We start from the raw sequence: 23,679 nt of genomic DNA on the forward strand, positions 1-23,679 counted from the left end.
GAGAGTCTCCTGGCTCCCGGATCCGCAGTTCCCCCGGTCTTCCAGCCCACTCGGCGTGGACCGTGACTTCCGGTGGTGGGGGACTGCTCCCCGGTGACAGTGGCGGGACCGCGCCGGATTCGCACCGGCTTCCTCTGCTGTCGCCGTAATGGCTCCGGCAGTCCACCACGCTCCGCGAACGCCAGTCAACCTACCGTTGACCTGCGAAGGTGCAGTGTGCTGAGACGCACATCGGGCCGGCCGCACCCGAGGTGCGGCCGGCCCGACGCGGCGGACGGATCAGGGGCGGTGGATCAGGCGACGATCAGGTAGATGCCGTAGGCCACCGCCGCCGCGCACAGTCCGAAGCAGACGTACGCGCCCGCGCGGGCGAGGATCATGGACCCGCCGGCCTGCCCGCCCCGCTCGGCCGGTTCCGGCTGCCGGGCGAGGCCGGCGATGCCCAGGGTGAAGAGGCCCACCAGGGCGACGGTGGCGACGAGAGAGACGCCGAAGACGGTGCCGAGGGCTGCCCAGTCGATGTTCATGGAGGATCTTCCTTACACCGTGGCGGGTCGTGCCGGGTCGGCTACGGCCGGGGCCGGGATGGTGGCGGTGAGCTCGTGGGCAGCGGCGGCCGCGGTGGGCGGCGGACTGACGGCCGCGATGGCGGTGGTGACGACGCCCGCGGGTTCGGCGTCCCCGGTGACCGGAGTGCCGTCCCGGAGGCCGGGTGCGACGTCGTCCTGACCGACCGGCTTGCGGCGGGACAGGACCCAGATCGCTCCGGAGCCCGCGATCAGCAGTACGGCGACGAGCACGACACCCCAGGTGCCCTGCTGGGTGAGGAACTCGGCCCCCGCGCCGACCAGACCGGCGGCCGGCAGCGTCAGTCCCCAGGCCACGAACATCCGGGTGGCGGTGGACCAGCGGACCACACCGCCCCGGCGGCCGAGGCCGGCGCCCATCACGGCGCCGGAGCAGGACTGGGTGGTGGAGAGGGAGAAGCCGAGGTGCGAGGAGGCCAGGATGACCGTGGCCGCACTGGTCTGGGCGGCGAAGCCCTGCGGCGGCCTGAGCTCGGTGAGGCCGCTGCCCATGGTGCGGATGATGCGCCAGCCGCCGAGGTAGGTGCCGAGCGCGATGGCCATTCCGGCGCTGACGATGACCCAGACCGGCGGGTTCGCACCGGGGGAGAGGACTCCGCCGGTGACCAGGGCCAGGGTGATGATGCCCATGGTCTTCTGTGCGTCGTTGGTGCCGTGGGCGAGGGAGACCAGCCCGGCGGAGGCGATCTGTCCGGCGCGGTAGCCCTTGGCGGTCGCCTTCTCCTGGGCGCCGCCCTGGACCTTGCCGCCGATCCGGTAGGTCAGCTTGGTGGCCAGCAGCGCGGCCAGTCCGGCGACGATCGGGGCGGCGACCGCGGGGAGCAGCACCTTGGTGACGACGGTGCCGCCGTCGACCGACGACCAGCCCGCGGACATCACCGCGGCGCCGATCAGGCCGCCGAAGAGGGCGTGCGAGGAGCTGGACGGCAGCCCGACCAGCCAGGTCAGCAGATTCCACAGGATGGCGCCGACGAGCGCCGCGAAGATGACCTCGGTTCTGAGGCCGTTCTCATTGATGATCCCGCCGGAGATCGTCTTGGCGACCTCCACCGACAGGAACGCGCCGACGAGGTTGAGAACGGCGGACATAGCCACCGCTGTCTTGGGTTTGAGTGCGCCGGTCGAGATGGTGGTCGCCATCGCGTTGGCGGTGTCGTGGAAACCGTTCGTGAAATCGAACACTAGAGCTGTCACGATCACAATCGCGAGCAGCAGCGTGATGTGTTCCATTTACCCAGGCAATCGTTCGACGTCAGTGGCAGGAGGAACGTAGGCAACCTGGGTGAACGGAAGATGAACTGAACAGGGCGTTGCGGTGACCCCGATCGGAGTGGCGTCGCCCTGTTTGGCCGTGTTCCGACAGGCCGGGACGGGCAGGGGGCGGTGTGGGCCCCGAATCCGGGGCCGGCCGGTCTCCGGCGAGAGGCGGAATCATGGACCGCTCATCAGTGGAAAGGATCTTCGTATGAGCGACCAGTGGCAGGACCCGGTCGAACACACCGGAGGTATCGGACACGCCGGTGCCGCCGATCGCGACGGGGACATCGAACGGGCCTGGGGCACGGTCGTCGCCACCGCCCGCAGGACGGCGGCCGACGGCCTGGTCGTCGGCACCTCGGGCAACGTCTCGGCGCGGGTGGGCGGCACCGTACTGGTCACCCCGAGCGGTGTGCCGTACGACCGGCTCCGCCCCGAGGACCTGGTCGGCGTCGATCTGGAGGGCAACCAGGTCCTCGGTGCGCTGGCCCCGACCAGCGAACTTCCGCTCCATCTCGCGGTCTACCGGAACACCGCGGCGGCCGCCGTCGTGCACACCCACGCGGTGCACGCCACGGCCGTCTCCACGCTCGTCGCCGAGGTCCCGCCGATCCACTACGCGGCCGCGCTGCTGGGCGGCCCCGTCCGGGTCGCCGCCTACGCCCGGTACGGCACCGACGAGCTGGCCGCGAACATGCTGACCGCTCTGCGGGACCGCACCGGCTGCCTGCTCGGCAACCACGGAACCGTCACCTACGGAGCCACCCTCGACGAGGCGTACGACCGCACCGCCCAGCTCGAATGGCTGTGCCGCCTCTGGCTCGCCGCGAGCGCCGTCCCCGGCCGCTCCCCGGCCCTGCTCACCCCGGGCCAGCTGAGCGACGTCGGGGAGGCGCTGAAGGGGTACGGACAGCCGGGCTGAGACCGCCGGGGCGGGCGGCCGCCACCGGACGGCCCCCGCCCGCTGGCCGAGTGCGCGGCCGCCCAGGAGACTGAAGCCGTGCGCCCGGCAACAGCGACGGCAGCAGTCGTCACCTCCATCCTCGGCGCCGGTGCGGCAGCGGTCGCGGCCGGCCGGTACGCGAGCGACGTCGCCCTCAAGGCGCCGTCCGGACGTCCGTTCCCCGCCGACCGCAGAGTCACCGTGCACGCGACGGCGGCCGGGCAGGTCACCCTGACCCGTTCCTTCGCCGCGCTGCGGCCCGGCACCTACGGGCTGGTCGGTGACGACGTCCACGCCGTCGTCGGCCCGGTGATCGACCAGGCCCACCAGGCCGCCGACACCGTCGTGCGCCGGCTGGAGCGCGTCAACCGCGGCACCCTGCGCCCCGGTGCCAAGGTCCGCATCACGCCCGAGCTGCACTGCGGCGACCCCAGCACGGCCCTCGGCCTCGCACACCGCGAGGTCGAGATCACCGGCGAGCTCGGCGCCCTGCCCGGCTGGTTCGTGCCCGGCCACCGGGACACCTGGGTCATCACCGCGCACGGCATCGGCACCAGCAGGGAACACCCCCTGAATCTGCTCGGGTTCCTGAACGGACAGCAGCTGCCGGTGCTCGACATCGCCTACCGGGGCGACCCCGGAGCACCGCGCTCCCCGGACGGCCTCAGCCACCTCGGTGAGTCCGAATGGCGCGACCTGGACGCGGCCATCCGCTTCGCCGTGCGCTACGGCGCCGAGAAGGTCGTGCTGCACGGCTGGTCGACCGGCGCCTCCATGGCGCTCCACGCGTCCGCCAACTCCGCGCTCCGGGACCGGATCTGCGGACTCGTCCTCGACTCCCCGGTGCTGGACTGGGCCACCACTCTGCGCGCCCTGGCCGCCGCCCGCGGAGTGCCGTCCGCCCTGCTGCCCCTCGCGGTGCGGGCCGCCCAGGGACAGACCGGACTGCGCGGCGCGCCGCTCCTGGACACCTCGCTGCCCCGGGCCCTGCACGTCCCCACCCTGATCTTCCACGGGCCCGGCGACACCCTGGCGCCCTGGCGGCCGTCCCGCGCGCTCGCCGCCCGCCGCCCCGACCTGGTCGCCCTGCACCCCGTGGCGCAGGCTCCGCATGCGGCGATGTGGAACGCCGACCCGGTGTACTACGAGGAGACGCTGCGCCGCTTCCTCACGCCCCTGATGTGAGCTGATGTGCCGCTTCTGCCGGTTGGTCCAGGACGGTGCGGACGCCCCGGGACACCGGTGATCCGGGTTCCGTTTGGGCTTTCGGGCTGTCAGAGGCAAGACTGCTCCCGTGACGTCCCGTACCCCGCGCGACTCCAGGCTGCGACTTGTCCGCCCGCGACCCCTCGCCACCGCTCACAAGGCCGTGATCACCCGGCGCACCAGGCCGGCACCCCGCCCGCCCGAGGGCACCCCGCCCCGGGCGGAACTGGCCCGGCAGGCCAGGGCCGCTCTCGCCGACGCCGTGCGGATCGCCCGCTGGGCCGCCGGCGGTTCCCGCCCAGGCACCCCGCCGCTGGCCGCCACCGCACTCGAACGCGCCTCTTCTGAGCTTGAGTTGTCCCCGGGCCAGGTGCGTTCCGGCTGGGACCGGGCCCGGCTGGCCGGCCTCGTCGAACTGCACGGCGACACCGCACGGCCCGGCTGGCGGCTGCGCGCCTGGGACCGCGACGACTCGGCCGTGCTCCGCGGCTGGGTGGCGCTCTTCGACGCCTGGTCCCTCGTCCACCCCGCGCCCGAGGACATCGAGTCCACCGCGGTCGCGGAGGCCGTCGAGGCCGTGCCCCAGGTGCTCTCCCTCCTCCAGCTCTCGGCGGGCCCGGTCACCGTGCCCGCCCTGCTCGACCTGCTGGGCCAGCGCGTCGCGGAACTCCACGAGGAGCGCTGCGAGGTGCCGTACGGGCCGCAGTCGCTGCCCGTCCCCGAGGAGGCGGCCCCCACCGCCCACCCGGAGGCGCTGGTCGCCCTCCTGCTGGACTGGGCCCTGGAGGGGCTCGCCGCCGTCGGCGCGCTCACCCTCGGCTCCGGGCACGCCACCCTCACCCCGCTCGGCAACTGGGCGGTCTGGGTCAAGCTGGAGCAGATCTGCGTCGCCGCCCAGAGCCCGGCCGGCAACATCGAGCAGTCCGCCGCCGACATGCTGCTCGGCTGCGCCCGGCTCACCCCCGGACCGGCCCGTGCCGAGTACCGCGCCTGGCTGGCCGCCCGCCCCGTGGGCAGCGCCGTCGCCGAACTGCTCGGGGTGGCGCGGGGCGAGGACGCGCTGCTGCGCGGGCTCGCCTTCGAGGCGCTCCGGGTGGTCGGCGCACCCGCGGAGCCCGAGGTGCGCTCCGTCGTGACCGATCCGTCGCTGCGGCCCTACGCGCTGCTCTGGCTCGCGGAGTACGACGGGGCCGACCCCGAGGACGCCCAGGAGGCCCTCAGCCGGGAGGAGGCCACCTGGCTCTGGGTCGACACCGCGGCGGCGGTGGCCGACCACGGCGAGACGGCGCTGCTGGTCCGCCACCTCGACTCGGCCGTGCAGGGCAGCGTCCCGGCCCTCCTCGACGAGGTGAGGGCGGTGGGCCATCCGCGCACCGTCCAGGTCCTGGTGGCGCTGGCCGCCGCGCACCCCGACCCGGCACTCGCCAAAGCGGTCCGCAAAGCGGCGTTCCAGGTGCACACCGGCGGAGCCTGAGCGGCCGGTCCGGCCGGCCCGGGGGAGACCTCCGCCGGCCGGACCGCCGTCAGCCGGTCGCCGGCCCGTCGTCGGTCCGCCCGTCCGGGAGCCGTCAGTCCGTCGCCCCCGGGGCGTACGTCCCGAAGCTCCACACGTTGCCCTCCGCGTCCCGCGCCATGTAGTCGCGCGAGCCGTAGTCCTGGTCGGTGGGCGGCATCAGGATCTCCACCCCGTGCTCCACCGCCCGCGCGTGGTGCGCGTCGGTGTCGTCCACCACCACGTAGACGCCGGCCGGCCCGGATCCCCGCATGGCCTTCGCGAAGATCCCCTCGCGGCCCTTGGAGCCCAGCATCACCCTGCCGTTCCCGCAGGACAGCTCCGCGTGCGTCACGGTGCCGTCGTCGCCCTCGTAGACCGCTTCCGCGGTGAAGCCGAAGGCCTCTGTCAGCAGCTTGATCGCGGCCTTCGCGTCGGCGTAGAGAATCGCCGGAAAGACCGACGCCGCACCTGTCGTCGAGCCCGCCATCGCGCTCACCCCTTCTCGCGTCGCCAGGACCCCGCGCCCGACTCGTATGTGATCTGCGTCTCAGTCTCCCACCGGGCACTGACAACGCCCTGCCGGACGCCGGAGCGGAAGCGGTTTCCGCGGGTCAGCGGAGAGTGTCGCAGCCGACCATGTCACCGCCGCGGAAACCCGTGGTGAACCACTGCTGCCGCTGCGCCGCCGAGCCGTGCGTCCAGGACTCCGGGGTGACCCGGCCCTGGAACCTCTCCTGGATCCGGTCGTCCCCCACCGCCGCGGCCGCGTCGAGCCCGTCCCGGATGTCCGCCCCGTTCAGCTCGGTGACCAGCGGCCGGCCCGTCGACCCGTCGGGTGTCGTCGTCGCGTGGTGCGCCCAGACCCCGGCGTAGCAGTCCGCCTGGAGCTCCACCTTCACCGCGTCGCTGTTCTCGCCGGTCCGCCCGTCCTGCGCGCGGCCCAGCGTCCCCAGCTGGTTCTGCACGTGGTGCCCGTACTCGTGCGCCACGACGTACGCCTGGGCGAACGGTCCGCCGCTCGACCCGAACGTGGTCCGCAGCTCGTCGAAGAACCCCAGGTCCAGATAGACCTGCCGGTCCCCGGGGCAGTAGAACGGCCCCACGGCCGAGGTCGCGGAGCCGCAGGCGGTGCCGACCCGGTCGGTGAACAGGACCGTGCGGGCGTCCCCGTACGTGGCTCCGCGCCGGGCGAACTCCCCTTTCCAGTAGTCCTGGACGCTGTTGACCACCGCGACCGTCCGGCAGTCGTCCTTGGTGTTCGCGTCCCGGCCGGTCCGGCAGGACCGCTCGACCTGGGCGGCCGACGACGCGGTCGCGGTCGTGCCCGAGCCGCCGGAGGAGAGGCCGAGCTCTTCGGGGCCGACACCGAAGAGCAGCCCCAGGATCAGCGCGATGACCGCCGCGATGCCGCCGCCCACGGTGGCCCTGCCGCCCGGGACGCGGCTGCCGCGCACATCCCGGACCTCGGACGTGTCCAGATCGGCGTCGTCGTCGAACCGCATGGGACCACCCTCTGCTCCGCGCGGCCGCGCACCGCGCCTGCGCCGAGTATCGGATAGTTCACACCGGGTTGCCCCTTATCGGTTTCCGGGTGGGGCCGGACGGCGGGGAGCGGAAGCATGCGGAAAAGCGATTGGACACCGCCAGTAGACTGGTCCTCATGGCAACTCTCCTTGTGCGTATGCGTGAGTAGCGGCGTTCGAGTCGTGAATCGCTAGCCGTTCCTCCGCCGTCCATTCCGCCCTGGAGTTTTTCCCGTGATCACCGCTTCCGGCATCGAGCTGCGCGCCGGCGCCCGCATGCTTATCGAATCCGCCTCCTTCCGCATCGCCAAGGGCGACCGCATCGGCCTCGTCGGCCGCAACGGAGCGGGCAAGACCACCCTCACCAAGTGCCTCGCGGGCGAGGGAACCCCCGCCGCCGGCACCATCACCCGCTCCGGCGAGGTCGGTTACCTCCCGCAGGACCCGCGCACCGGCGACCTCGACGTCCTCGCCCGCGACCGCGTCCTCTCCGCCCGCGGCCTCGACGAGACCCTCCGCAAGATGCGCGAGAACGAGGAGCGGATGGCGAACGGCAAGGGCGCCACCCGCGAGAAGGCGATGAAGAAGTACGAGCGCCTGGAGACGGAGTTCCTCACCAAGGGCGGATACGCCGCAGAGGCCGAGGCCGCCACCATCGCCGCGGCCCTCAGCCTGCCCGACCGGGTGCTCGCCCAGCCGCTCCACACCCTCTCCGGCGGTCAGCGCCGCCGTGTCGAGCTGGCCAGGATCCTCTTCTCGGACGCCGACACCCTGCTCCTCGACGAGCCCACCAACCACCTCGACGCCGACTCCATCGTCTGGCTGCGTGACTACCTCAGGAGCTACCGGGGCGGCTTCGTCGTGATCTCCCACGACGAGGACCTGGTCCAGACCGTCGTCAACAAGGTCTTCTACCTCGACGCCAACCGCTCCCAGATCGACGTCTACAACATGGGCTGGAAGCTCTACCAGCAGCAGCGCGAGGCCGACGAGAAGCGCCGCAAGCGCGAGCGCCAGAACGCCGAGAAGAAGGCCGCCACCCTCAACGCCCAGGCCGACAAGATGCGCGCCAAGGCCACCAAGACCGTGGCCGCCCAGAACATGGCCAAGCGCGCCGACCGGCTGCTCTCCGGCCTGGAGGCCGTGCGGGTCTCCGACAAGGTCGCCAAGCTGCGCTTCCCCGACCCCTCGCCGTGCGGCAAGACCCCGCTGATGGCGGAGGGCCTCTCCAAGTCCTACGGATCGCTGGAGATCTTCACGGACGTCGGCCTCGCCATCGACAAGGGCTCCCGGGTCGTCATCCTCGGCCTCAACGGCGCGGGCAAGACCACGCTGCTGCGGCTCCTCGGCGGCGCGGAGAAGCCCGACACCGGCGAGGTCATCGAGGGCCACGGACTCAAGCTCGGCTACTACGCCCAGGAGCACGAGACCCTCGACCCGGACCGCACCGTCCTGGAGAACATGCGCTCCGCCGCGCCCGACCTCGACCTCGTCGCGGTCCGCAAGACGCTCGGCTCGTTCCTCTTCTCCGGTGACGACGTCGACAAGCCGGCGGGCGTGCTCTCCGGCGGCGAGAAGACCCGGCTCGCCCTGGCGACGCTGGTGGTCTCCTCCGCCAACGTGCTCCTGCTCGACGAGCCCACCAACAACCTCGACCCGGCCAGCCGTGAGGAGATCCTCGGCGCGCTGCGCACGTACAAGGGCGCGGTCGTCCTCGTCACGCACGACGAGGGCGCGGTCGAGGCGCTCCAGCCCGAGCGCATCATCCTGCTGCCCGACGGGGTCGAGGACCTGTGGGGCGCGGACTACCGGGACCTGGTCTCGCTGGCCTGACCCGGCGGTGCCGTCCATTGATCCACTCGCACTGGATCATTCGGCCTACGCGTGATCCATCATCTGCGTGAGTACGTCTCGTACCTCGGCGCGGCGCCCGGCAGATACCTGCCGGGCGCACCCATTTCAGGGCGCAGAACCCGCGCGGCCCTGACCTGGACGTTTTTCCCAGAGGGCTCCCCAGGGGCCCTCCACAGCCCTGCGGAATGCGGGATTCCGATCAGTCCGGCGCACTCCCGGGGCGTGAATCCGGTTGCACGGACCTTGCCGAATGGGTGGCCAGGAAGCGCCCGAGGGGTGATCATGAGAGTCCAGAGCGCACTTCCCACGAGGAGGCACGGGTGGCCGAGACTCTGAAGAAGGGCAGCCGGGTAACCGGCGCCGCGCGCGACAAGCTCGCGGCAGACCTGAAGAAGAAGTACGACTCCGGTGCGAGCATCCGGGCGCTGGCCGAGGAAACCGGCCGTTCCTACGGATTCGTCCACCGGATGCTCAGTGAGTCCGGAGTGACGCTGCGAGGACGCGGCGGCGCGACACGAGGCAAGAAGGCCACGGCGGCCTGACAGTCGTCGGCGAACCGGAGCGGATCGTTCGATCCGCTCCGTGGCCCACCGGTTCGGTGGTGGCCACCCGGTCGGTCATATGATCGACCGGGTGGTTACTGTTCAGTCACTTAGCTCTGTGCTGACTGCACTGACTGCACCCGATCCGGAGGCGCTTCATGACCTCGCTCGACACTGTGCTCGACAAGGACGGCGTACGACTCACCGTCGACGACGCGGTTGCCACGGTGACCCTCACCAATCCGGCCAAGCGCAACGCTCAGTCCCCCGCTCTGTGGCGGGCGTTGACGGAGGCCGGACGGGCCCTGCCCGGCAGTGTGCGGGTCGTCGTGCTGCGCGGCGAGGGCGTGTCCTTCTCCGCCGGCCTCGACCGCCAGGCGTTCACCCCCGAGGGCTTCGACGGCGAGCCGTCCTTCCTCGACATGGGGCGTGGCCCGGAGGCCGAGCTCGACGCGGTCATCGCCGAGTACCAGTCTGCGTTCACCTGGTGGCGCCGCAACGACCTCGTGTCGATCGCGGCCGTCCAGGGGCACGCCATCGGTGCGGGCTTCCAGCTCGCCCTCGCCTGCGATCTGCGGATCGTCGCCGAGGACGTGCAGTTCGCCATGCGCGAGACCAGCCTCGGTCTGGTGCCCGACCTCACCGGCACGCACCCCCTGGTGCACCTGGTGGGGTACGCACGCGCGCTCGAAATCTGCGCCACCGGCCGCTTCGTGCACGCCGAGGAGGCCGAGCGCACCGGACTGGCCAACCTCGTGGTGCCCGCGGCGGAGCTCGACGGAGCCGCCCGCGACCTGGCCGACGCCCTGCTGGCCGCCCCGCGCGACGCCCTCGTCGAGACCAAGGCCCTGCTGAGCGGCGCCGTCTCGCGTACGTACGAGGAGCAGCGCACCGCTGAACGGGCCGCGCAGGGCCGTCGGCTGCGTGACCTGGCGGGCGCGTCCGACTGACCCGTCACCCGGCCGGGGGCACCCGCCTCCGGCTTTTTCGGCGCGCCGGCCCGGCCCCGGCGCGCCCGGCTCAGCCCGCCGGCCCAGCCTCCGGCCCAGCCTCCGGCCCGGCCGTGGGCGCCGTCACCGCCGTGACCAGCACCGCGACCTGCGGATGCCCGTCCACCGCTTCCGTCACCGCCGCGCGCACCGCGCGTGCCACGTCGAGCGCGCGGTGGCCGTCGTCCGTGGCCAGTTCCACCCGCACGTGATCCGCGCCCGTCTGCACCGCCGGGCCCAGCACCCGGGTCAGCGCCGAGACACCGGCCACCCCGGCGGCCGCCCGGCCGGCCGTGTTCTCGGGTTCCGCCGCGCGTACCCCGTCCGGCTCCGGTTCCGTCCGCTCCGGCTCGGTGTCCAGCAGTTCCGTCACCTGGAGATCCACCTCGCAGACCTCCAGACCGAGCCGGAGCGAGGCCGCCGCCAGCAGCGATGAGCGCAGCGCCGCCGCGGCGGCCGGCAACGGCTGGTCGGCCGTCGCCGCCATGGTCGCCTCGATCCGCAGCGGGCCCGGCGGCAGCGCGCTGGGGGGAGCCGGCACCTGGGCGCCGGGGGCCGTGTCCGGATCGGCCACCGCGATCCTCAGCTCACCGAGCACCGGCCCCGGTCCCCGGCCGCGTACCGCCCGGCGGAGCACCGCGACCGCGGCCCGTTCCGAGATCCAGGCCCCGTCCGCCGGGCCGCCCAGCGGCAGCAGCCTGCCCAGGCCGAGTCGTTGCCGAACCGCATCGGTCCATCCGTCGGCCCTCTTCGGGCTGTCAGCCGTCGTCATTCCCTCAGCCTGCCGCATCCACGGCGCGAGACGGGGCAAGCACACTTAATGTGGGCAATGAAGTCCATTCCTGCCCCGAAGGGAAGAACGGCGATGACCGAGACTCCACAGCGGAACCGGCCAGAGAACCCCGACAAGGACGCGAGTTCGTCACTGACCAAGCGTGGCGGGGGAGACCCCGGCACCCGCGGCCGTACGACGATCGCGGACGGGGTGGTCGAGAAGATCGCCGGAATGGCGGCACGCGACGTGGTCGGCGTGCACGCGATGGGCAGCGGCCTCTCCCGCACCTTCGGCGCGGTGCGCGACCGGGTGCCCGGCGGCGGCAAGTCCGTCACCCGGGGCGTGAAGGCCGAGGTCGGTGAGTCGCAGACGGCCCTCGATCTGGAGATCGTCGTCGACTACGGCGTGTCGATCGCGGATGTCGCCCGTGACGTACGGGAGAACGTCATCGCGGCCGTCGAGCGGATGACGGGTCTCGAAGTCGTCGAGGTCAACATCGCGGTGAGCGATGTGAAGCTGCCCGACGAGGACGACGACGACGATCAGCCCGAGCCACGTCTCCAGTAGTCCTCCGGTCCTAGGTAGTTGAGGAGCGCACGATGAGCATGGCTGTGGTCGGCATGGTGGCGGGCATGGCCCTCGGATTCGCCGGATATTTCGGCGGGTTCGGGGCCTTCCTGCTGGTGGCCGCGTTGGGGGCGGTCGGCTTCATCGCCGGCCGCTTCCTCGACGGTGATCTGGAGCCCGGCGACTTCTTCCGGAGTCGCGATCGCGGCGACCGACGGCGGTGACGGCCGTGTCGGGGGCGGGCGGCCGGGTCGCCGCCGCAGAGCGGGGGGAGACCCGGATCGCCGACCGGGTGGTGGCGAAGATCGCCGCCCAGGCGGCGAAGGAGGCCGTCGAAGAGCCGGCCGAGGAAGGCGCGTCGCCGCGCGCCACGGTCACGGTGCACCGTGACACCGCCCGGGTACGGGTGAGCCTCGAACTCGGATACCCCGGCGACATCGGCCGTCAGTGCGGCGCGGTGCGTCAGCGGGTCGCGATGCGGGTAAAGGCGTTGGCGGGGATGGAGGTGCCCGAAGTGGCCGTACAGGTCGAGCGCCTGCACCCCTCAGGAGCGAGCCTCGCGGTGCAGGGGAGGATCCGATGACCGAGCCCCAGAACCCGGAACACAGCACGCAGCGTCTGCCCACCGTCCAGCCGGTGGAGCGCGGGGACGTGCTCGAACTGGACCAGTCCGCCTCGGGCGCGTCCTACGAGCCGGCGCCCGCCAAGGACGGGGGCGGGGGTGGCGGCGGCCGCTTCTGGTCCGCCCGCCGGGTGCCGGCCGGCATCCTCGCGCTGGTCGTCCTCGGCGGGGCCGGACTTCTGCTGTACGACGTGGCCGCGGTCAGGGCCGGCCATCCGGCGATGCAGTGGCGCCGCACCCTGGCCGACGAGCTGGCGCGGCGGCCCGTCAACGACGTCTGGGTACTGACCGGCGCGGCGGTCGCGGCGGCGATCGGCCTGTGGCTGATCCTCCTCGCGCTCACGCCCGGACTCCGCGACCTGCTGCCGATGCGCCGCGACCGCCCGGACGTCCGGGCCGCCCTCGACCGGACCGCGGCCGCGACGGTCCTGCGCGACCGGGCCGCCGAGGTCTCCGGCGTGCAGTCCGTCCGGGTCCGGATGAGGCGGAGCAAGGCGAAGGTGCGGGCCGTCTCGCACTTCCGTGAACTCGACGACGTACGGGCCGACCTGGACGCCGCGCTCTCCACCGGCATCACGGAACTCGGCCTGTCCAGGCCGCCCGGTCTGTCCGTCCATGTCCGCCGTCCGGCGAAGAAGGGGTGAGCGGCGTGCGCAGGACCGTCAACCGGGTACTGCTGGGCCTCGCCGGGCTGGTGCTGGTCTGTGTCGGCGGCGGGGTTCTGGCCGCCGCCACCGGCCTCTCCGTCCCGTCCTGGTGGCCGTGGTCCGGCAAGAACGACGTACTGCTCAGCGAGGCCGACCGCACCCGCTGGCGCTCGGACGGCTGGTGGTGGCCGACGGTGATCGCGGTCCTCGCCGTCCTTCTCGTGCTCGCCCTGTGGTGGCTGCTGGCCCAGCTGCGCCGGGCCCGGCTCTCCGAAGTGCTGGTGGACAGCGGGGACGGCGAGGGCGCCCTGCTGCGCGGCCGGGCCCTGGAGGGCGCCCTCGCCGCGGAGGCGGACGGCCTGGACGGGGTGGCCCGCGCCCAGGTCCTGCTGACCGGGAAGCGCAGTGCACCGCGGGCCAGGATCCGGCTGCTCATGGAGCCGCACGCGGCGCCGGACGAGGCGCTGGGCCGGCTGACCGACGAGGCGCTGGCCCATGCCAGGGATTCCGCGGGGCTGGACCGGCTCCCCGCCGAAGTACGCCTCAGGGCCGTCAAGCACCGCGCGGAGCGGGTGACCTGACGGACGGTACGGGGGCAGTACGGGCAGTCTTACGGGACACGGCGGGCGGGCCGGAGAACCATCATCCGGCCCGCCCGCCGTGTCCGTACCGCCGTAGGGCCGGACGGGTCAGAAGCCGTGCCGGGAGCCGCCGTCGACCGGGACCATGATGCCGGTCAGGTACGAGGCGGCGGGCGAGAGCAGGAAGGCCGCCGTACGGCCGAACTCCTGCGGGGTGCCGTAGCGGCGCAGCGGGATGCGCGCCTCGTTGGCCGTGCGCGCGGCCTCCGCGTCGCCCGAGAGCGCGTCCAGTTCCCGGACCCGGTCCGTGTCGATCCGGGCCGGCAGCACGCCCACCACCCGGATGCCGCGCGGGCCCAGCTCATTGGCCAGCGACTTGGCGAACCCGGCCAGGCCGGGGCGCAGGCCGTTGGAGATGGTCAGTCCGTCGATCGGCTCGTGGACGGAGCCGGAGAGCACGAAGCCGATGACCCCGCCGTCGCCGAGCGCCGCGGCGGCCGCCCGGGCGAGCCGTACCGCGCCCAGGAAGACCGACTCGAAGGCCGACTGCCACTGCTCGTCGGTGTTGTCCGCGGCGGAACCGGGCGCCGGTCCGCCGACGCTGATGAGGATGCCGTCGAGCCGGCCGCACTCCTCCAGCGCGGTGTCCACCAGCCGCTGCGCCACGGCCGGGTCCGCGTTGTCGGCGGCGAGGCCGACGGCGTCCGGGCCCAGCTCCTCTGCGGCGTCCCGGACGCTCTTCCCGTCCCGGCCGGTGATGATCACCTTCGCGCCGTCGTCCACCAGCGCCTGCGCCGTGGCGTTGCCCAGTCCCCGGGTCGCCCCGGTGACGATGTACACACGGTCCTTCAGTCCAAGATCCATGGCCCTATCCTGCCGCCTCGTCCGGTGCGGTGTCCCCGGGGGCCCGCGCCTCCGCCAGGGCCACCGCCGTTCCGACCAGCCCGACGTGGCTGAAGGCCTGCGGGAAGTTGCCCAGCTGACGCTGCCCGGCGGTGTCGTACTCCTCGGCCAGCAGCCCCACGTCGTTACGGAGGGCCAGCAGCCGCTCGAACAGCTCGGTGGCCTCCTCGGTGCGCCCCGTCATCCGCAGCGCGTCCGCCAGCCAGAACGAGCAGGCCAGGAAGGCGCCCTCGCCGCCCGGCAGGCCGTCGATCGAGGGGCCGTCGGTGCTGTAGCGGCGCACCAGCCCGTCACTGCCGAGTTCGGCGCGGACCGCGTCCACCGTCCCGACGAGCCGCGGGTCGTCGGGCGGCAGGAAGCCGGTCCTGGCGATCAGCAGGGTCGCGGCGTCCAGCTCCCGTGATCCGTACGACTGGGTGAAGGTGTTGCGCACCGGGTCGTACCCCTTCTCGCAGACCTCCCGGTGCACGGCGTCCCGCATCGCCCGCCAGCGGTCGGCGTCGCCGGTCAGTGACGGGTCCTCCTCCAGGCTGCGCACGGCCCGGTCGGCCGCCACCCAGGCCATCACCTTGGAGTGCACGAAGTGGCGGCGCTGGCCGCGGATCTCCCACAGTCCCTCGTCCGGCTCGCGCCAGGTGGACTCCAGGAAGCCGAGCAGGCTGAGCTGGAGGTTCCAGGCGTGCGGTTTGTCGCCCAGACCCGCGTCGCGGGCCAGCCGGAGCGAGTCGATGACCTCCCCGTACACATCGAGCTGACGCTGGCGGACCGCGGCGTTGCCGATCCGGACCGGGGCGGAGTTCTCGTAGCCGCTCAGCCACGGCAGTTCCGACTCGGGCAGTCTGCGCTCACCCGCGAGCCCGTACATGATCTGCAGGTCGGCCGGGTCCCCGGCGACGGCGCGCAGCAGCCAGTCCCGCCAGGCGCCGGCCTCCTCCAGATAGCCGGCCGAGATCAGGGCGCCGAGGGTGAGCGTGGAGTCCCGCAGCCAGCAGAAGCGGTAGTCCCAGTTCCGTACGCCGCCGATCTCCTCGGGCAGCGAGGTGGTGGGGGCCGCCACGATGCCGCCGGTCGGTCCGAAGGTGAGCGCCTTCAGGGTGATCAGCGAGCGGATCACCGCCTCCCGGTAGGGCCCCTGGTACTTGCAGCGCGCGGACCACGTGGCCCAGTCGGCCAGGGTGTTGTCCAGCGCCTCGAACGGGTCGATCAGATCGGGCCGGGGCGAGTGCGAGGGGTGCCAGGTCAGGACGAAGGCCACCTGTTCGCCGGCGGAGACGGTGAAAGAGGAGCAGGTGGAGAACTGCTGGCCCCAGGTCTTGACCGGCGGCTCGCTGCGCAGCCAGGCGGAATCCGGCCCCGCGACCGCCACCCGGTGGCCCTCCGAGCGGCGCACCCACGGCACGACGGAGCCGAAGTCGAAGCGCAGCCGGAGCACGGAGGTCATGTCGACGGTGCCGCTGACGCCCTCGATGATCCGCATCACGTCGGGTTCCTGGTCGCGCTGCGGCATGAAGTCGATGACCTTGACCGTGCCGGTGCGGGTCTCCCAGAAGGTCTCCAGGACGAGGGACTCACCTGCGTAGGCGCGCCGGGTACAGGTGTCCGCGCCCTGCGGTGCGATGCGCCAGTGGCCGTTGTCCTCGTCACCGAGCAGGGCGGCGAAGCAGGCGCCCGAATCGAAGCGGGGCAGGCAGAGCCAGTCGACAGAACCGTTTTTCCCGACCAGGGCGGCTGTCTGGAGATCGCCGATGAGGGCGTAGTCCTCGATGAGTGGTGTCACGTTCTGGCGTGTTCCCGAACATCGCCCCGGCTAAGCAGCCGTTCTCCGTCGCGAGGCGGGAGTCACCCCGCCGGGGGACGCCGCGGGCTCGGACCCGCGCGGGCCCGACACGCCGTCAGGCCTTCGCCGGCTCCGGCTTCCCGGGCTCCGCGGCGGTGTCCCGCGCCTCGGCGGCCTCGGCCGCGGCCGCCACCCGGTCGCGCTTCTCCCGGCGGGCCAGCACCACGTAGCCGACCGGCACCCCGGCGGCGAACAGCCACCACTGCACGGCGTACGCCATGTGCGGGCCGATGGAGCTGTCGTCCGGGGCCTCGATCAGCTCGGGCCTGCCGCCGGACGGCACCGGCCCGGTCTGTTCCAGGTAGCCGCCGAGCACCGGCCGGGAGAGCAGCTTGGCCTGCTGGGCGCTGTTGATCAGCATCACCTGGCGGTCCGGCAGGTCCGAGAGGTCCTTGATGCCGCTGCTGCCCGTCGTCTCGTCGGCCTTGAGCCGGCCGGTGACCGTCACCTCGCCCTTCGGCGCGGCCGGTACGTCGGGGAAGGCGCGCTGGTCGTCGGCGGTGGCGATCCAGCCCCGGTTGATCATGACCGTGCCGCCGCCCTTGAGGTCGAACGGGACGAGCACGTGGAAGCCGATGCTGCCGTCGGTGGACGTCCTGCGCCGCACCACGACCTCGTGCTTCTCGTCGTACGTCCCGGTGGCCTTCACCGCACGCCAGTAGTCGGAACGCGGAACGACGTGGCCGGGCGAGGTGAGCGCGGCGACCGGAACCGGCTTCGCCTTGAGGTTGTGCGAGATCAGCGAGTTCTGCGCGACCTTGTGCTCATGCCGGTGCAGCTGCCAGAAGCCCAGCTCGATCATCGTGGGGATCATGACGAGGGCGAGGAGGGCGAGGATCAGCCACTGCCGGGTCAACAGGAAGCGGTACACCCCATGACGGTACAACCGCGTCATGGGGTGCGTCGCGGAGGGGGTCGGCTGTCCGGTGCTCACACTTTGTCGATGATGCCCGCCTTCCCCTCCGCGCGGGCGCAGTGACCGCCGCAGAACCAGTGCCCGTCGACCTCGACACCCTGGCCGATGACCTGGACCCGGCAGTGCTCACAGATCGGTGCCATCCGGTGGATGGCGCAGGAGAAGCAGTCGAAGACGTGCACCGCGCCCTGCGCGTGCACCTCGAAGGACATCCCGTAGTCGTTTCCGCATACCTCACAACGTGCCATGCGCCACAGGGTGGGACGGGAGTGCGCCGACAGGCGAGCGGCGGGCGGGCGAGTCGCCCCCGGTTCACTCCGATGACGGCGTGGCCGGCGAGCCCTTCGACGACTCGGCCACGTCCCGCAGGAGATGGGTGAACGCGCTCTCCTCCAGGATCGGGGTGCCGAACGACTTGGCCTTCAGCGTCTTCGACGTCGCCGCGTCCGGATCATTGGTGACGAGCAGACTGGTCAGCCGGGAGACGCTGGTCGCCACATGCAGCCCGGCCTCCACCGCCCGGTCCTCCAGCAGCTCACGATCGATCGAGGTGTCCCCGGAGAACGCCACCCGCATGCCCTGCATGAGAGGTTTGTCCTTCTCGTACCGTCCCGGGTTGGGATACGGGCAGGCCGGACGCTTGCGTGCGGGGCGCCAGCTCGCCTGGCCGCCGCCGTACGGGGCCTGGCGGCCGATCCGAGGGGTGACGGGGGAGTCCGACCACTCGGTCAGCGGCCGGCACTCCAGCAGCGGCAGCCTGAGCCCGCCGCCCGCCGCCGCGTGCAGACTCGGGCGGAACGCCTCGGCCAGCACCCGGGCGTCGTCCAGCGCGTGGTGCGCGCGCTGCTGCACGACCCCGAAGTGCGCGGCCAGCGACTCCAGCTTGTGGTTGGGCAGCGGCAGCCGCAGCTCCTTGGAGAGCGCGATGGTGCACAGCCGCTGCTGGACCGGGGCGATCACCGAGGCGCGCGCGTACTCCCGGGCGAGCATCGACCAGTCGAAGGCGGCGTTGTGCGCGACCAGGACCCGGCCGGTGAGCCGTTCGGAGAGCTGGGCGGCGATCTCCGGGAAGAGCGGGGCGCCTTCGAGCACATCACTGGTCAGCCCGTGGATCCAGACGGGGCCGGGATCCCGCTCCGGGTTGACCAGGGTGTACCAGTGGTCCTCGACGTTGCCCTGCGCGTCCAGGCGGTAGACGGCGGCGGAGATTATCCGGTCGTCCCGTGCGAGGCCGGTGGTCTCCACGTCGACGACCGCGTACCCCTGCGGGTAGGCGGTCGGCCACGGTTCTGCGGTCTGGCGGTCGTCGAGCATGGTCACAGAGAATACGGGCCGCGACCGACAGTCCCCTATCCGGCCGTCACTTCCGGTCGCCTTCCGGCGGTCCCGAGTTCGCCAGCAGCCCGTCCACCAGTGCCCGCAGCGAGACGGCGAACAGCTGGTCGGGGTCGGCCGGCCGGGCCAGCGCGCGGGCCAGCGCCGGATCGCCGCCGGCCGTCGACTCGCCCCACAGATCGCCCTCGCCCGGTGACTGGACGGGGGACCGCTCCCGGTTCCGCTCCACCAGCAGGAAGCCGACGGTGTGGAACTGCACCGCCCGGACCGCGTGCGCCGCGCGTGCGCCGCGCAACCCGGCGGCGTGCACCTCGTGGACGAGCGCCCGCTGCGCCGGCAGGAACATCCGTTCCGTCAGTCCCCGTTCGTGGACCATCGCGATCAGATGCGGCCGGGCGCGCAGTTCGCGGCGCAGGCCGCGGGCCACCGAGACGATCCTCGCGGCCGGGTCCCGGCCGGCCGGGCGCAGGGTGCCCATCTCCTGGACGGTGCGCTCCACGAGGGCGTCCAGCAGCGACTCGCGGTTGCCGATGTGCCAGTAGATCGAGGTGACGGCGGTCCCCAGCTCGGCGGCCAGCTTGCGCATGGTGAGGATCTGCGGACCGTGCTGCCGCACCAGTCCAGCGGCGGCCACGAGGACCTCCTCGCGGGTCAGCGCCGATCGCGCCACAGCTCCTCCAGGTCCAGAACTCCGTTACACGCACGGCTATTTACCCTTCATCGTCTCCGGTGTAACTGTGTTACAGAGCCCGGCGGAGAGCCGGGACACGGACGACGCGGAAGGGTGGCACCGCATGGCACGGGTACGGTACGGCGCGCGCACCGAGGCCGAGATCGCGGCATCCCGCGAGGCCCGCTCCAGGCTCCCCGACATCTGGTCGACCGGCGTCACCGCTGTCTGGGAGAGCGACGCGGAGGCGGTGGCGGCCGTCCTCCCGCCGCCCCTGAAACCCGCCGGGCGCCCGCTGGTGAGGGCCAGTATCAGCAAGGTCGACCTGCCCGGCTATCCGCTCGGCGCGGGCTCCGTCGCCGTCGCCGCCGTGCACGACGGGCACGAGGGCTGGTACCCGCTGGTCATGCCGATGACCCACGAGCGGGCGCTGACCGGCGGCCGCGAGGTGTTCGGTGAACCGAAGAAGCTGGGTGAGGTGAGCGTCGAGCGCGAGGGTCTCGTCGTCCGGGCCGCCCTCGTCCGCCACGGCATCGCCTTCGTCGAGATCCGCGGCGCCGTCGACGGACCGCTCCCGCTCCCGGAACCGGCCACGAAGCTCGACTTCTACTTCAAGTTCCTGCCCGCCGTGGACGGCGACGGCTTCGACTCAGGACCGCTGCTGATCCACTGCACCCGGCACGAGAAGGTCCGCAGGCTGGAGCGGATCACCGGCGACGTGGTGCTGCGCGAGTCGGTGTACGACCCGGTCGCGGACCTGCCCGTCCGCAGGCTGCTCGAACTCACCATCGGGGAGAAGACCAGCGACCAGCGGGGCAGGGCGGCGGAGCGGGTCAGCGCCGACGCGCTGCTGCCGTACGTCCACCAGCGCTACGACGATCCGCAGCAGATCCACGACGGACCGCCGGAGGGGAGCGTCCGATGAGGCTGGAGGAGGGCCAGACGGCCGTCGTCACCGGGGCCGCGAGCGGCATCGGCCTCGCCATGGCCCGCCGGTTCGCGGCCGAGGGACTGAACGTCGTCCTCGCCGACGTGGAGGAGGGCGCGCTCGACAAAGCCGCCGGTGAACTGCGCGAGGACGGCGCACGGGTGCTGGCCCGGCCGGCCGACGTCAGTGAACGCGACTCCGTGCGGGCGCTGGCCGAGGCCGCCTACGACACCTTCGGCGCCGTGCACGTGCTGTGCAACAACGCCGGGGTCGGCTCCGGCGCGGAGGGCCGGATGTGGGAGCACGAGCCGAACGACTGGAAGTGGGCCTTCGCGGTCAACGTGTGGGGCGTCTTCCACGGCATCCAGGCCTTCGTGCCGCGCATGCTCGCGGGCGGCGCCCCCGGCCATGTCGTCAACACCTCCTCCGGCGACGGCGGGATCGCCCCGCTGCCCACCGCCTCCGTGTACGCGGTCACCAAGTCCGCCGTCGTCACCATGACCGAATCGCTCTACGCGCACCTGCGGGCGGAGGGCGCGGCGGTCGGCGCCTCCGTCCTCTTCCCCGGCCCGCACATGCTCCGCACCGGACTGTGGGAGTCGCACCGCAACCGCCCCGAGCGGTACGCCAAGGAGCGCCCGCGCCGCACCCCGTACCGCAGCCTCGACCAGTGGGAGAGCGCGATGAGGGCGGCGGGCCAGGAGGTGGAGTTCACCCCCGTGGAGGACGTCGCCGCGACCGTCGTGGACGGCATCCGCGCCGACCGCTTCTGGATGCTCCCCGAGAGCGAGCGAAGCGACAGCCAGATCCGGGCCAGGTCGCAGTCGATGCTCGGCCGGTCCAACCCGTCGTACCTGGAGAACTTCATACTCGACTGAGGAGTGAGCCATGACCGATGACGACCCGTACCTGATCATCTCCTCCGACTGCCACGCCGGACTGCCCACCGAGGAGTACCGCCCCTACCTCGACAGCCGCTTCCACCGCGAGTTCGACGAGTTCCTCGCCGGACGCGACCGCCGCCGCGAGGAGATGACCCGCCTCGGGGTCCGCAACGAGGCCTTCGCCGACAAGTGGTTCCAGGACAACGAGGAAGGGCTCAGGGGCGGCTGGGACTCCGCGCAGCGGCTCAAGGAGCTGGACGGCGACGGGGTGGCGGCCGAGGTCGTCTTCCCCGACGCGGACGCCGTGGACAGCCGCACCGCCGCCCCCTTCGGCGTCGGCCTCGGCCTCTCCGGCGACCAGGACCCCGAGCTGGGCATGGCCGGAGCGCAGGCCCACAACCGCTGGCTCGCGGAATTCGTCTCCCAGCACCCCGAACGCCACTGCGGGGTCGCCCTGCTGCCCGTCACCGGCGAGACCGGCCGGGTCGTCGCGGAGATCCACCGGGCCAAGGAGTCCGGCCTCGGCGCCCTGATGATCCCGTCCATGTGGGTGGACAAGGCCCCGTACCACGACCGCCGCTACGACCCCGTCTGGGCGGCCGCCGCCGAGACCGGGATGCCGGTCGTCACCCACTCCGGCGTGGCCCCCCGCCACGAGTACGGCGACCACCTCGGCATCTACGTCTCCGAGGTCACCTGGTGGCCCTCGCGCCCGCTCTGGTTCCTCCTCTGGTCGGGCGCCTTCGAACGCCACCCCGGGCTGAGGTTCGGCGTGGCCGAGTCCGGCTGCTGGTGGCTGCCCAACCTGCTCTGGTTCATGGACCGGCTCTACCTCGGCGCCCACGGCGGCAAGAAACTCTCCCCGTTCGCGGAGCTGAAGCGCCCGCCGCACGAGTACCTCGACCGCCAGGTGTTCATCTGCGCCACCAACACCAAACGCCGCGAGCTCGCCCAGCGCTACGAGATCGGCGTCGGCAACATCCTCTGGGGCAGCGACTTCCCGCACCCCGAGGGCACCTGGCCCAACACCGCGAACTGGCTGCGCGACACCTTCCACGACATCCCCGTCACCGAGACCCGCCGGATGCTCGGCCTGGCCGCCGCCGAGGTCTTCGGCTTCGACACGGACAAGCTCGCGCCCGTGGCCGCGCGCATCGGACCCACCCCCGCGGACCTGGGCCAGAGCGCCGACCAGGCGGCGGTGGAGGCATCCTGGGCCCGCTCGCGCGAGGTCGGCCGGCACTGGCTGACCGGCCACGACTTCCCGGTCCTGGGGGCGTCATGACGGACCGCTACACCGTCATCTCCGCCGACTGCCACGCCGGCGCCGACCTCCTCGACTACAAGCCGTACCTGGAGTCGGCGTACCACGACGACTTCGACGCCTGGGCGGCCGGCTACGTCAACCCGTACGAGGACCTGGTGGCCGACACCGCCGACCGCAACTGGAACTCGGAGCGCCGCCTCGCGGAGCTGGAGGCGGACGGCATCGTCGCCGAGGTCGTCTTCCCCAACACCATCCCGCCCTTCTTCCCCTCCGCCTCCCTGATGGCACCCGCACCCTCCCGCGCGGAGTACGAACAGCGCTGGGCCGGGCTGCGCGCCCACAACCGCTGGCTCACCGACTTCTGCGCGGCCGCGCCCGGCCGGCGCGCGGGCGTCGCGCAGATCCTCCTCAACGACCCGGAGGAGGCGGCCCGCGAGGTCCGCCGCACCAAGGACGCCGGGCTCACCGGCGGCATCCTGCTGCCCGGCGCCCCGCCCGGCTCCGGCGTACCGGAGCTGCACTCCCCGGCGTACGACCCGCTCTGGGCGGCCTGCGCCGAGCTGGACGTACCCGTCAACCACCACGGCGGCTCGGCCTCGCCGCCGCTGGGCGACGAACCGGCGGCCCGTGCCGTCTTCATGGTCGAGACCACCTGGTTCTCGCACCGGGCGCTGTGGCACCTGATCTTCGGCGGGGCGTTCCGCCGTCACCCCGGGCTGAGGCTCGTCCTCACCGAACAGGGCTCCGGCTGGATCCCGGGCATCATGGACATGCTCGACTACTACCACGGCCGGCTGGTCGCGTCGGCCTCCCGGGCGGCCACCGCGGAGTCCAAGTTCGGTGCGGGACTGGCCGGTTCGATGGGCGCGAGCCCCAGCGAGGTGTGGCGCGAGAACTGCTACGTGGGCGCGAGCTTCATGCGCCCGCACGAGGTGCCGCTGCGCGACCGGATCGGCCTCGACAAGATCATGTGGGGCAGCGACTACCCGCACGACGAGGGCACCGCCCCCTACTCACGGGAGGGCCTGCGCATCGCGTACGCCGGGCTGCCGCCCGCCGAGGTCGCGGCGATGACGGGCGGCAACGCGGCCCGCGTCTACGGATTCGACCTGCCCGTCCTGGACCGGATCGCCGCCACCGTCGGCCCGACGGTCGAGGAGATCGCCGAACCCCTGAAGGAGGTTCCCGCGGGCGCGACCAGCCCCGCGTTCGCACCGGGCGGGTCGGTCCGCGTCTGGTGACCGGGAGTCGCCGAACCCGTCAGGCCGAAGGGCCGTCTGTGGCATGGTGATCTGCACCGATCCGGCCCGACGGGGGAGGCGACGACGGTCGTGGGCGACAGCAGGCACGC

26 protein-coding genes and 1 riboswitch are annotated in these 23,679 nt (G+C 72.5%); of the genes, 15 read left to right on the top strand and 11 right to left on the bottom strand.

Annotation, left to right across the window (positions count from 1 at the left end; translation table 11 throughout):
* Nucleotides 1-2: 2 nt before the first annotated feature.
* Nucleotides 3-136: riboswitch (cobalamin riboswitch) on the bottom strand.
* 157 nt (nt 137-293) lie between these two features.
* Both ACIP89_RS06580 and ACIP89_RS06585 read right to left on the bottom strand, forming a co-directional pair.
* A complete protein-coding gene (locus ACIP89_RS06580; RefSeq protein ID WP_401923505.1) occupies nt 294-527 on the bottom strand; it encodes a hypothetical protein in 234 nt (77 codons plus the stop codon).
* Nucleotides 528-539: 12 nt separating this feature from the next.
* Nucleotides 540-1,817 (bottom strand): anion permease, encoded by a 1,278-nt coding sequence (locus ACIP89_RS06585; protein ID WP_402113369.1) that lies wholly within the window; start codon nt 1,815-1,817, stop codon nt 540-542.
* Nucleotides 1,818-2,052: 235 nt separating this feature from the next.
* Here ACIP89_RS06585 and ACIP89_RS06590 point away from each other — a divergent pair, with 235 nt between their 5' ends.
* The 3 genes from ACIP89_RS06590 (at nt 2,053) to ACIP89_RS06600 (ending at nt 5,467) form a co-directional block, all read left to right on the top strand.
* On the top strand, nt 2,053-2,766 hold the full coding sequence (locus ACIP89_RS06590) for a class II aldolase/adducin family protein (RefSeq protein ID WP_402113371.1): 714 nt from the start codon (nt 2,053-2,055) through the stop codon (nt 2,764-2,766).
* A 78-nt stretch (nt 2,767-2,844) separates the two neighbouring features.
* Nucleotides 2,845-3,972, top strand: a complete 1,128-nt coding sequence (locus ACIP89_RS06595; RefSeq protein WP_401925872.1) for an alpha/beta hydrolase — start codon at nt 2,845-2,847, stop codon at nt 3,970-3,972.
* A gap of 184 nt (nt 3,973-4,156) precedes the next feature.
* The gene (locus ACIP89_RS06600; protein WP_401923749.1) at nt 4,157-5,467 is read left to right on the top strand and encodes a hypothetical protein; all 1,311 of its coding nucleotides are present in this window, start codon (nt 4,157-4,159) and stop codon (nt 5,465-5,467) included.
* A gap of 94 nt (nt 5,468-5,561) precedes the next feature.
* Here ACIP89_RS06600 and ACIP89_RS06605 read toward each other — a convergent pair whose 3' ends face one another.
* Entirely contained in the window at nt 5,562-5,975 is a 414-nt protein-coding gene (locus ACIP89_RS06605) for a VOC family protein (protein ID WP_402113373.1), read from the bottom strand.
* Nucleotides 5,976-6,099: 124 nt separating this feature from the next.
* Complete coding sequence (locus ACIP89_RS06610; RefSeq protein ID WP_402113375.1) at nt 6,100-6,990, bottom strand: neutral zinc metallopeptidase; 891 nt, start codon at nt 6,988-6,990, stop codon at nt 6,100-6,102.
* A gap of 255 nt (nt 6,991-7,245) precedes the next feature.
* Between ACIP89_RS06610 and ACIP89_RS06615 the strand changes: the two genes are divergently transcribed.
* From ACIP89_RS06615 to ACIP89_RS06625, 3 genes are all read left to right on the top strand, one after another.
* Nucleotides 7,246-8,844, top strand: coding sequence for an ABC-F family ATP-binding cassette domain-containing protein (locus ACIP89_RS06615; RefSeq protein ID WP_401923521.1), 1,599 nt, complete (start codon nt 7,246-7,248; stop codon nt 8,842-8,844).
* A 341-nt stretch (nt 8,845-9,185) separates the two neighbouring features.
* Nucleotides 9,186-9,407 carry a helix-turn-helix domain-containing protein gene (locus ACIP89_RS06620; RefSeq protein WP_199883310.1) on the top strand — a complete coding sequence of 74 codons (222 nt, stop codon included), beginning with the start codon at nt 9,186-9,188 and terminating at the stop codon, nt 9,405-9,407.
* Between the two features lie 158 nt (nt 9,408-9,565).
* A complete protein-coding gene (locus ACIP89_RS06625) occupies nt 9,566-10,357 on the top strand; it encodes an enoyl-CoA hydratase/isomerase family protein (RefSeq protein ID WP_401923524.1) in 792 nt (263 codons plus the stop codon).
* 70 nt (nt 10,358-10,427) lie between these two features.
* Here the strand turns inward: ACIP89_RS06625 and ACIP89_RS06630 are convergent, their stop codons facing one another.
* A complete protein-coding gene (locus ACIP89_RS06630) occupies nt 10,428-11,168 on the bottom strand; it encodes a hypothetical protein (protein WP_402113378.1) in 741 nt (246 codons plus the stop codon).
* Nucleotides 11,169-11,261: 93 nt separating this feature from the next.
* Here ACIP89_RS06630 and ACIP89_RS06635 point away from each other — a divergent pair, with 93 nt between their 5' ends.
* Genes ACIP89_RS06635 through amaP form a run of 5 tightly spaced genes read left to right on the top strand, consistent with a single transcriptional unit; the run spans nt 11,262 to nt 13,588 of the window.
* A complete protein-coding gene (locus ACIP89_RS06635) occupies nt 11,262-11,738 on the top strand; it encodes an Asp23/Gls24 family envelope stress response protein (protein WP_401923530.1) in 477 nt (158 codons plus the stop codon).
* A gap of 32 nt (nt 11,739-11,770) precedes the next feature.
* Nucleotides 11,771-11,962: a hypothetical protein gene (locus ACIP89_RS06640; RefSeq protein WP_073735273.1), complete on the top strand. Its 192-nt coding sequence runs from the start codon at nt 11,771-11,773 to the stop codon at nt 11,960-11,962.
* Nucleotides 11,959-12,321, top strand: coding sequence for a hypothetical protein (locus ACIP89_RS06645; RefSeq protein WP_401923532.1), 363 nt, complete (start codon nt 11,959-11,961; stop codon nt 12,319-12,321). Before ACIP89_RS06640 ends, ACIP89_RS06645 begins: the two co-directional genes overlap by 4 nt.
* Nucleotides 12,318-13,004 carry a DUF6286 domain-containing protein gene (locus ACIP89_RS06650; protein ID WP_401923534.1) on the top strand — a complete coding sequence of 229 codons (687 nt, stop codon included), beginning with the start codon at nt 12,318-12,320 and terminating at the stop codon, nt 13,002-13,004. The genes ACIP89_RS06645 and ACIP89_RS06650 overlap by 4 nt, the downstream gene beginning before the upstream one ends.
* Nucleotides 13,001-13,588: an alkaline shock response membrane anchor protein AmaP gene (gene amaP, locus ACIP89_RS06655; RefSeq protein WP_401923537.1), complete on the top strand. Its 588-nt coding sequence runs from the start codon at nt 13,001-13,003 to the stop codon at nt 13,586-13,588. The genes ACIP89_RS06650 and amaP overlap by 4 nt, the downstream gene beginning before the upstream one ends.
* 108 nt (nt 13,589-13,696) lie before the next feature.
* Here amaP and ACIP89_RS06660 read toward each other — a convergent pair whose 3' ends face one another.
* From ACIP89_RS06660 to ACIP89_RS06685, 6 genes are all read right to left on the bottom strand, one after another.
* Nucleotides 13,697-14,452 (bottom strand): SDR family oxidoreductase, encoded by a 756-nt coding sequence (locus tag ACIP89_RS06660; RefSeq protein WP_401923539.1) that lies wholly within the window; start codon nt 14,450-14,452, stop codon nt 13,697-13,699.
* A gap of 4 nt (nt 14,453-14,456) precedes the next feature.
* The gene (locus ACIP89_RS06665; RefSeq protein ID WP_401923541.1) at nt 14,457-16,268 is read right to left on the bottom strand and encodes a glycoside hydrolase family 15 protein; all 1,812 of its coding nucleotides are present in this window, start codon (nt 16,266-16,268) and stop codon (nt 14,457-14,459) included.
* Nucleotides 16,269-16,383: 115 nt separating this feature from the next.
* Nucleotides 16,384-17,199 carry an SURF1 family protein gene (locus ACIP89_RS06670; RefSeq protein ID WP_401923543.1) on the bottom strand — a complete coding sequence of 272 codons (816 nt, stop codon included), beginning with the start codon at nt 17,197-17,199 and terminating at the stop codon, nt 16,384-16,386.
* Between the two features lie 59 nt (nt 17,200-17,258).
* Nucleotides 17,259-17,492, bottom strand: a complete 234-nt coding sequence (locus ACIP89_RS06675; protein ID WP_363068689.1) for a hypothetical protein — start codon at nt 17,490-17,492, stop codon at nt 17,259-17,261.
* 64 nt (nt 17,493-17,556) lie between these two features.
* On the bottom strand, nt 17,557-18,564 hold the full coding sequence (locus ACIP89_RS06680; protein ID WP_401923545.1) for a DEDDh family exonuclease: 1,008 nt from the start codon (nt 18,562-18,564) through the stop codon (nt 17,557-17,559).
* 40 nt (nt 18,565-18,604) lie between these two features.
* A complete protein-coding gene (locus tag ACIP89_RS06685; protein WP_402113381.1) occupies nt 18,605-19,249 on the bottom strand; it encodes a TetR/AcrR family transcriptional regulator in 645 nt (214 codons plus the stop codon).
* 124 nt (nt 19,250-19,373) lie between these two features.
* On the opposite strand from ACIP89_RS06685, the gene ACIP89_RS06690 reads away from it, so the two are divergent.
* From ACIP89_RS06690 to ACIP89_RS06705, 4 genes are read left to right on the top strand one after another with little or no spacing between them, the layout of a single operon-like run.
* Nucleotides 19,374-20,174 (top strand): acetoacetate decarboxylase family protein, encoded by an 801-nt coding sequence (locus ACIP89_RS06690; protein ID WP_401923550.1) that lies wholly within the window; start codon nt 19,374-19,376, stop codon nt 20,172-20,174.
* A complete protein-coding gene (locus ACIP89_RS06695; RefSeq protein ID WP_402113384.1) occupies nt 20,171-21,055 on the top strand; it encodes an SDR family NAD(P)-dependent oxidoreductase in 885 nt (294 codons plus the stop codon). The genes ACIP89_RS06690 and ACIP89_RS06695 overlap by 4 nt, the downstream gene beginning before the upstream one ends.
* Before the next feature lie 10 nt (nt 21,056-21,065).
* A complete protein-coding gene (locus tag ACIP89_RS06700) occupies nt 21,066-22,346 on the top strand; it encodes an amidohydrolase family protein (protein ID WP_402113386.1) in 1,281 nt (426 codons plus the stop codon).
* The gene (locus tag ACIP89_RS06705; RefSeq protein ID WP_402113389.1) at nt 22,343-23,569 is read left to right on the top strand and encodes an amidohydrolase family protein; all 1,227 of its coding nucleotides are present in this window, start codon (nt 22,343-22,345) and stop codon (nt 23,567-23,569) included. Before ACIP89_RS06700 ends, ACIP89_RS06705 begins: the two co-directional genes overlap by 4 nt.
* Nucleotides 23,570-23,679 lie beyond the last annotated feature (110 nt).

Source organism: Streptomyces sp. NPDC088730 (genome assembly GCF_044751215.1).
Taxonomy (GTDB): domain Bacteria; phylum Actinomycetota; class Actinomycetes; order Streptomycetales; family Streptomycetaceae; genus Streptomyces.

Excerpts from the sequence above, each read along its gene's own strand:
- ACIP89_RS06695 (WP_402113384.1), top strand. The coding sequence starts at position 20,171 with ATGAGGCTGGAGGAGGGCCAGACGGCCGTCGTCACCGGGGCCGCGAGC.
- ACIP89_RS06690 (WP_401923550.1), top strand. The coding sequence starts at position 19,374 with ATGGCACGGGTACGGTACGGCGCGCGCACCGAGGCCGAGATCGCGGCA.
- ACIP89_RS06590 (WP_402113371.1), top strand. The coding sequence starts at position 2,053 with ATGAGCGACCAGTGGCAGGACCCGGTCGAACACACCGGAGGTATCGGA.
- ACIP89_RS06585 (WP_402113369.1), bottom strand. The coding sequence starts at position 1,817 with ATGGAACACATCACGCTGCTGCTCGCGATTGTGATCGTGACAGCTCTA.
- ACIP89_RS06640 (WP_073735273.1), top strand. The coding sequence starts at position 11,771 with ATGAGCATGGCTGTGGTCGGCATGGTGGCGGGCATGGCCCTCGGATTC.
- ACIP89_RS06700 (WP_402113386.1), top strand. The coding sequence starts at position 21,066 with ATGACCGATGACGACCCGTACCTGATCATCTCCTCCGACTGCCACGCC.
- ACIP89_RS06675 (WP_363068689.1), bottom strand. The coding sequence starts at position 17,492 with ATGGCACGTTGTGAGGTATGCGGAAACGACTACGGGATGTCCTTCGAG.
- ACIP89_RS06610 (WP_402113375.1), bottom strand. The coding sequence starts at position 6,990 with ATGCGGTTCGACGACGACGCCGATCTGGACACGTCCGAGGTCCGGGAT.
- ACIP89_RS06625 (WP_401923524.1), top strand. The coding sequence starts at position 9,566 with ATGACCTCGCTCGACACTGTGCTCGACAAGGACGGCGTACGACTCACC.
- ACIP89_RS06660 (WP_401923539.1), bottom strand. The coding sequence starts at position 14,452 with ATGGATCTTGGACTGAAGGACCGTGTGTACATCGTCACCGGGGCGACC.
- ACIP89_RS06705 (WP_402113389.1), top strand. The coding sequence starts at position 22,343 with ATGACGGACCGCTACACCGTCATCTCCGCCGACTGCCACGCCGGCGCC.
- ACIP89_RS06580 (WP_401923505.1), bottom strand. The coding sequence starts at position 527 with ATGAACATCGACTGGGCAGCCCTCGGCACCGTCTTCGGCGTCTCTCTC.
- ACIP89_RS06630 (WP_402113378.1), bottom strand. The coding sequence starts at position 11,168 with ATGACGACGGCTGACAGCCCGAAGAGGGCCGACGGATGGACCGATGCG.
- ACIP89_RS06605 (WP_402113373.1), bottom strand. The coding sequence starts at position 5,975 with ATGGCGGGCTCGACGACAGGTGCGGCGTCGGTCTTTCCGGCGATTCTC.
- ACIP89_RS06650 (WP_401923534.1), top strand. The coding sequence starts at position 12,318 with ATGACCGAGCCCCAGAACCCGGAACACAGCACGCAGCGTCTGCCCACC.
- ACIP89_RS06635 (WP_401923530.1), top strand. The coding sequence starts at position 11,262 with ATGACCGAGACTCCACAGCGGAACCGGCCAGAGAACCCCGACAAGGAC.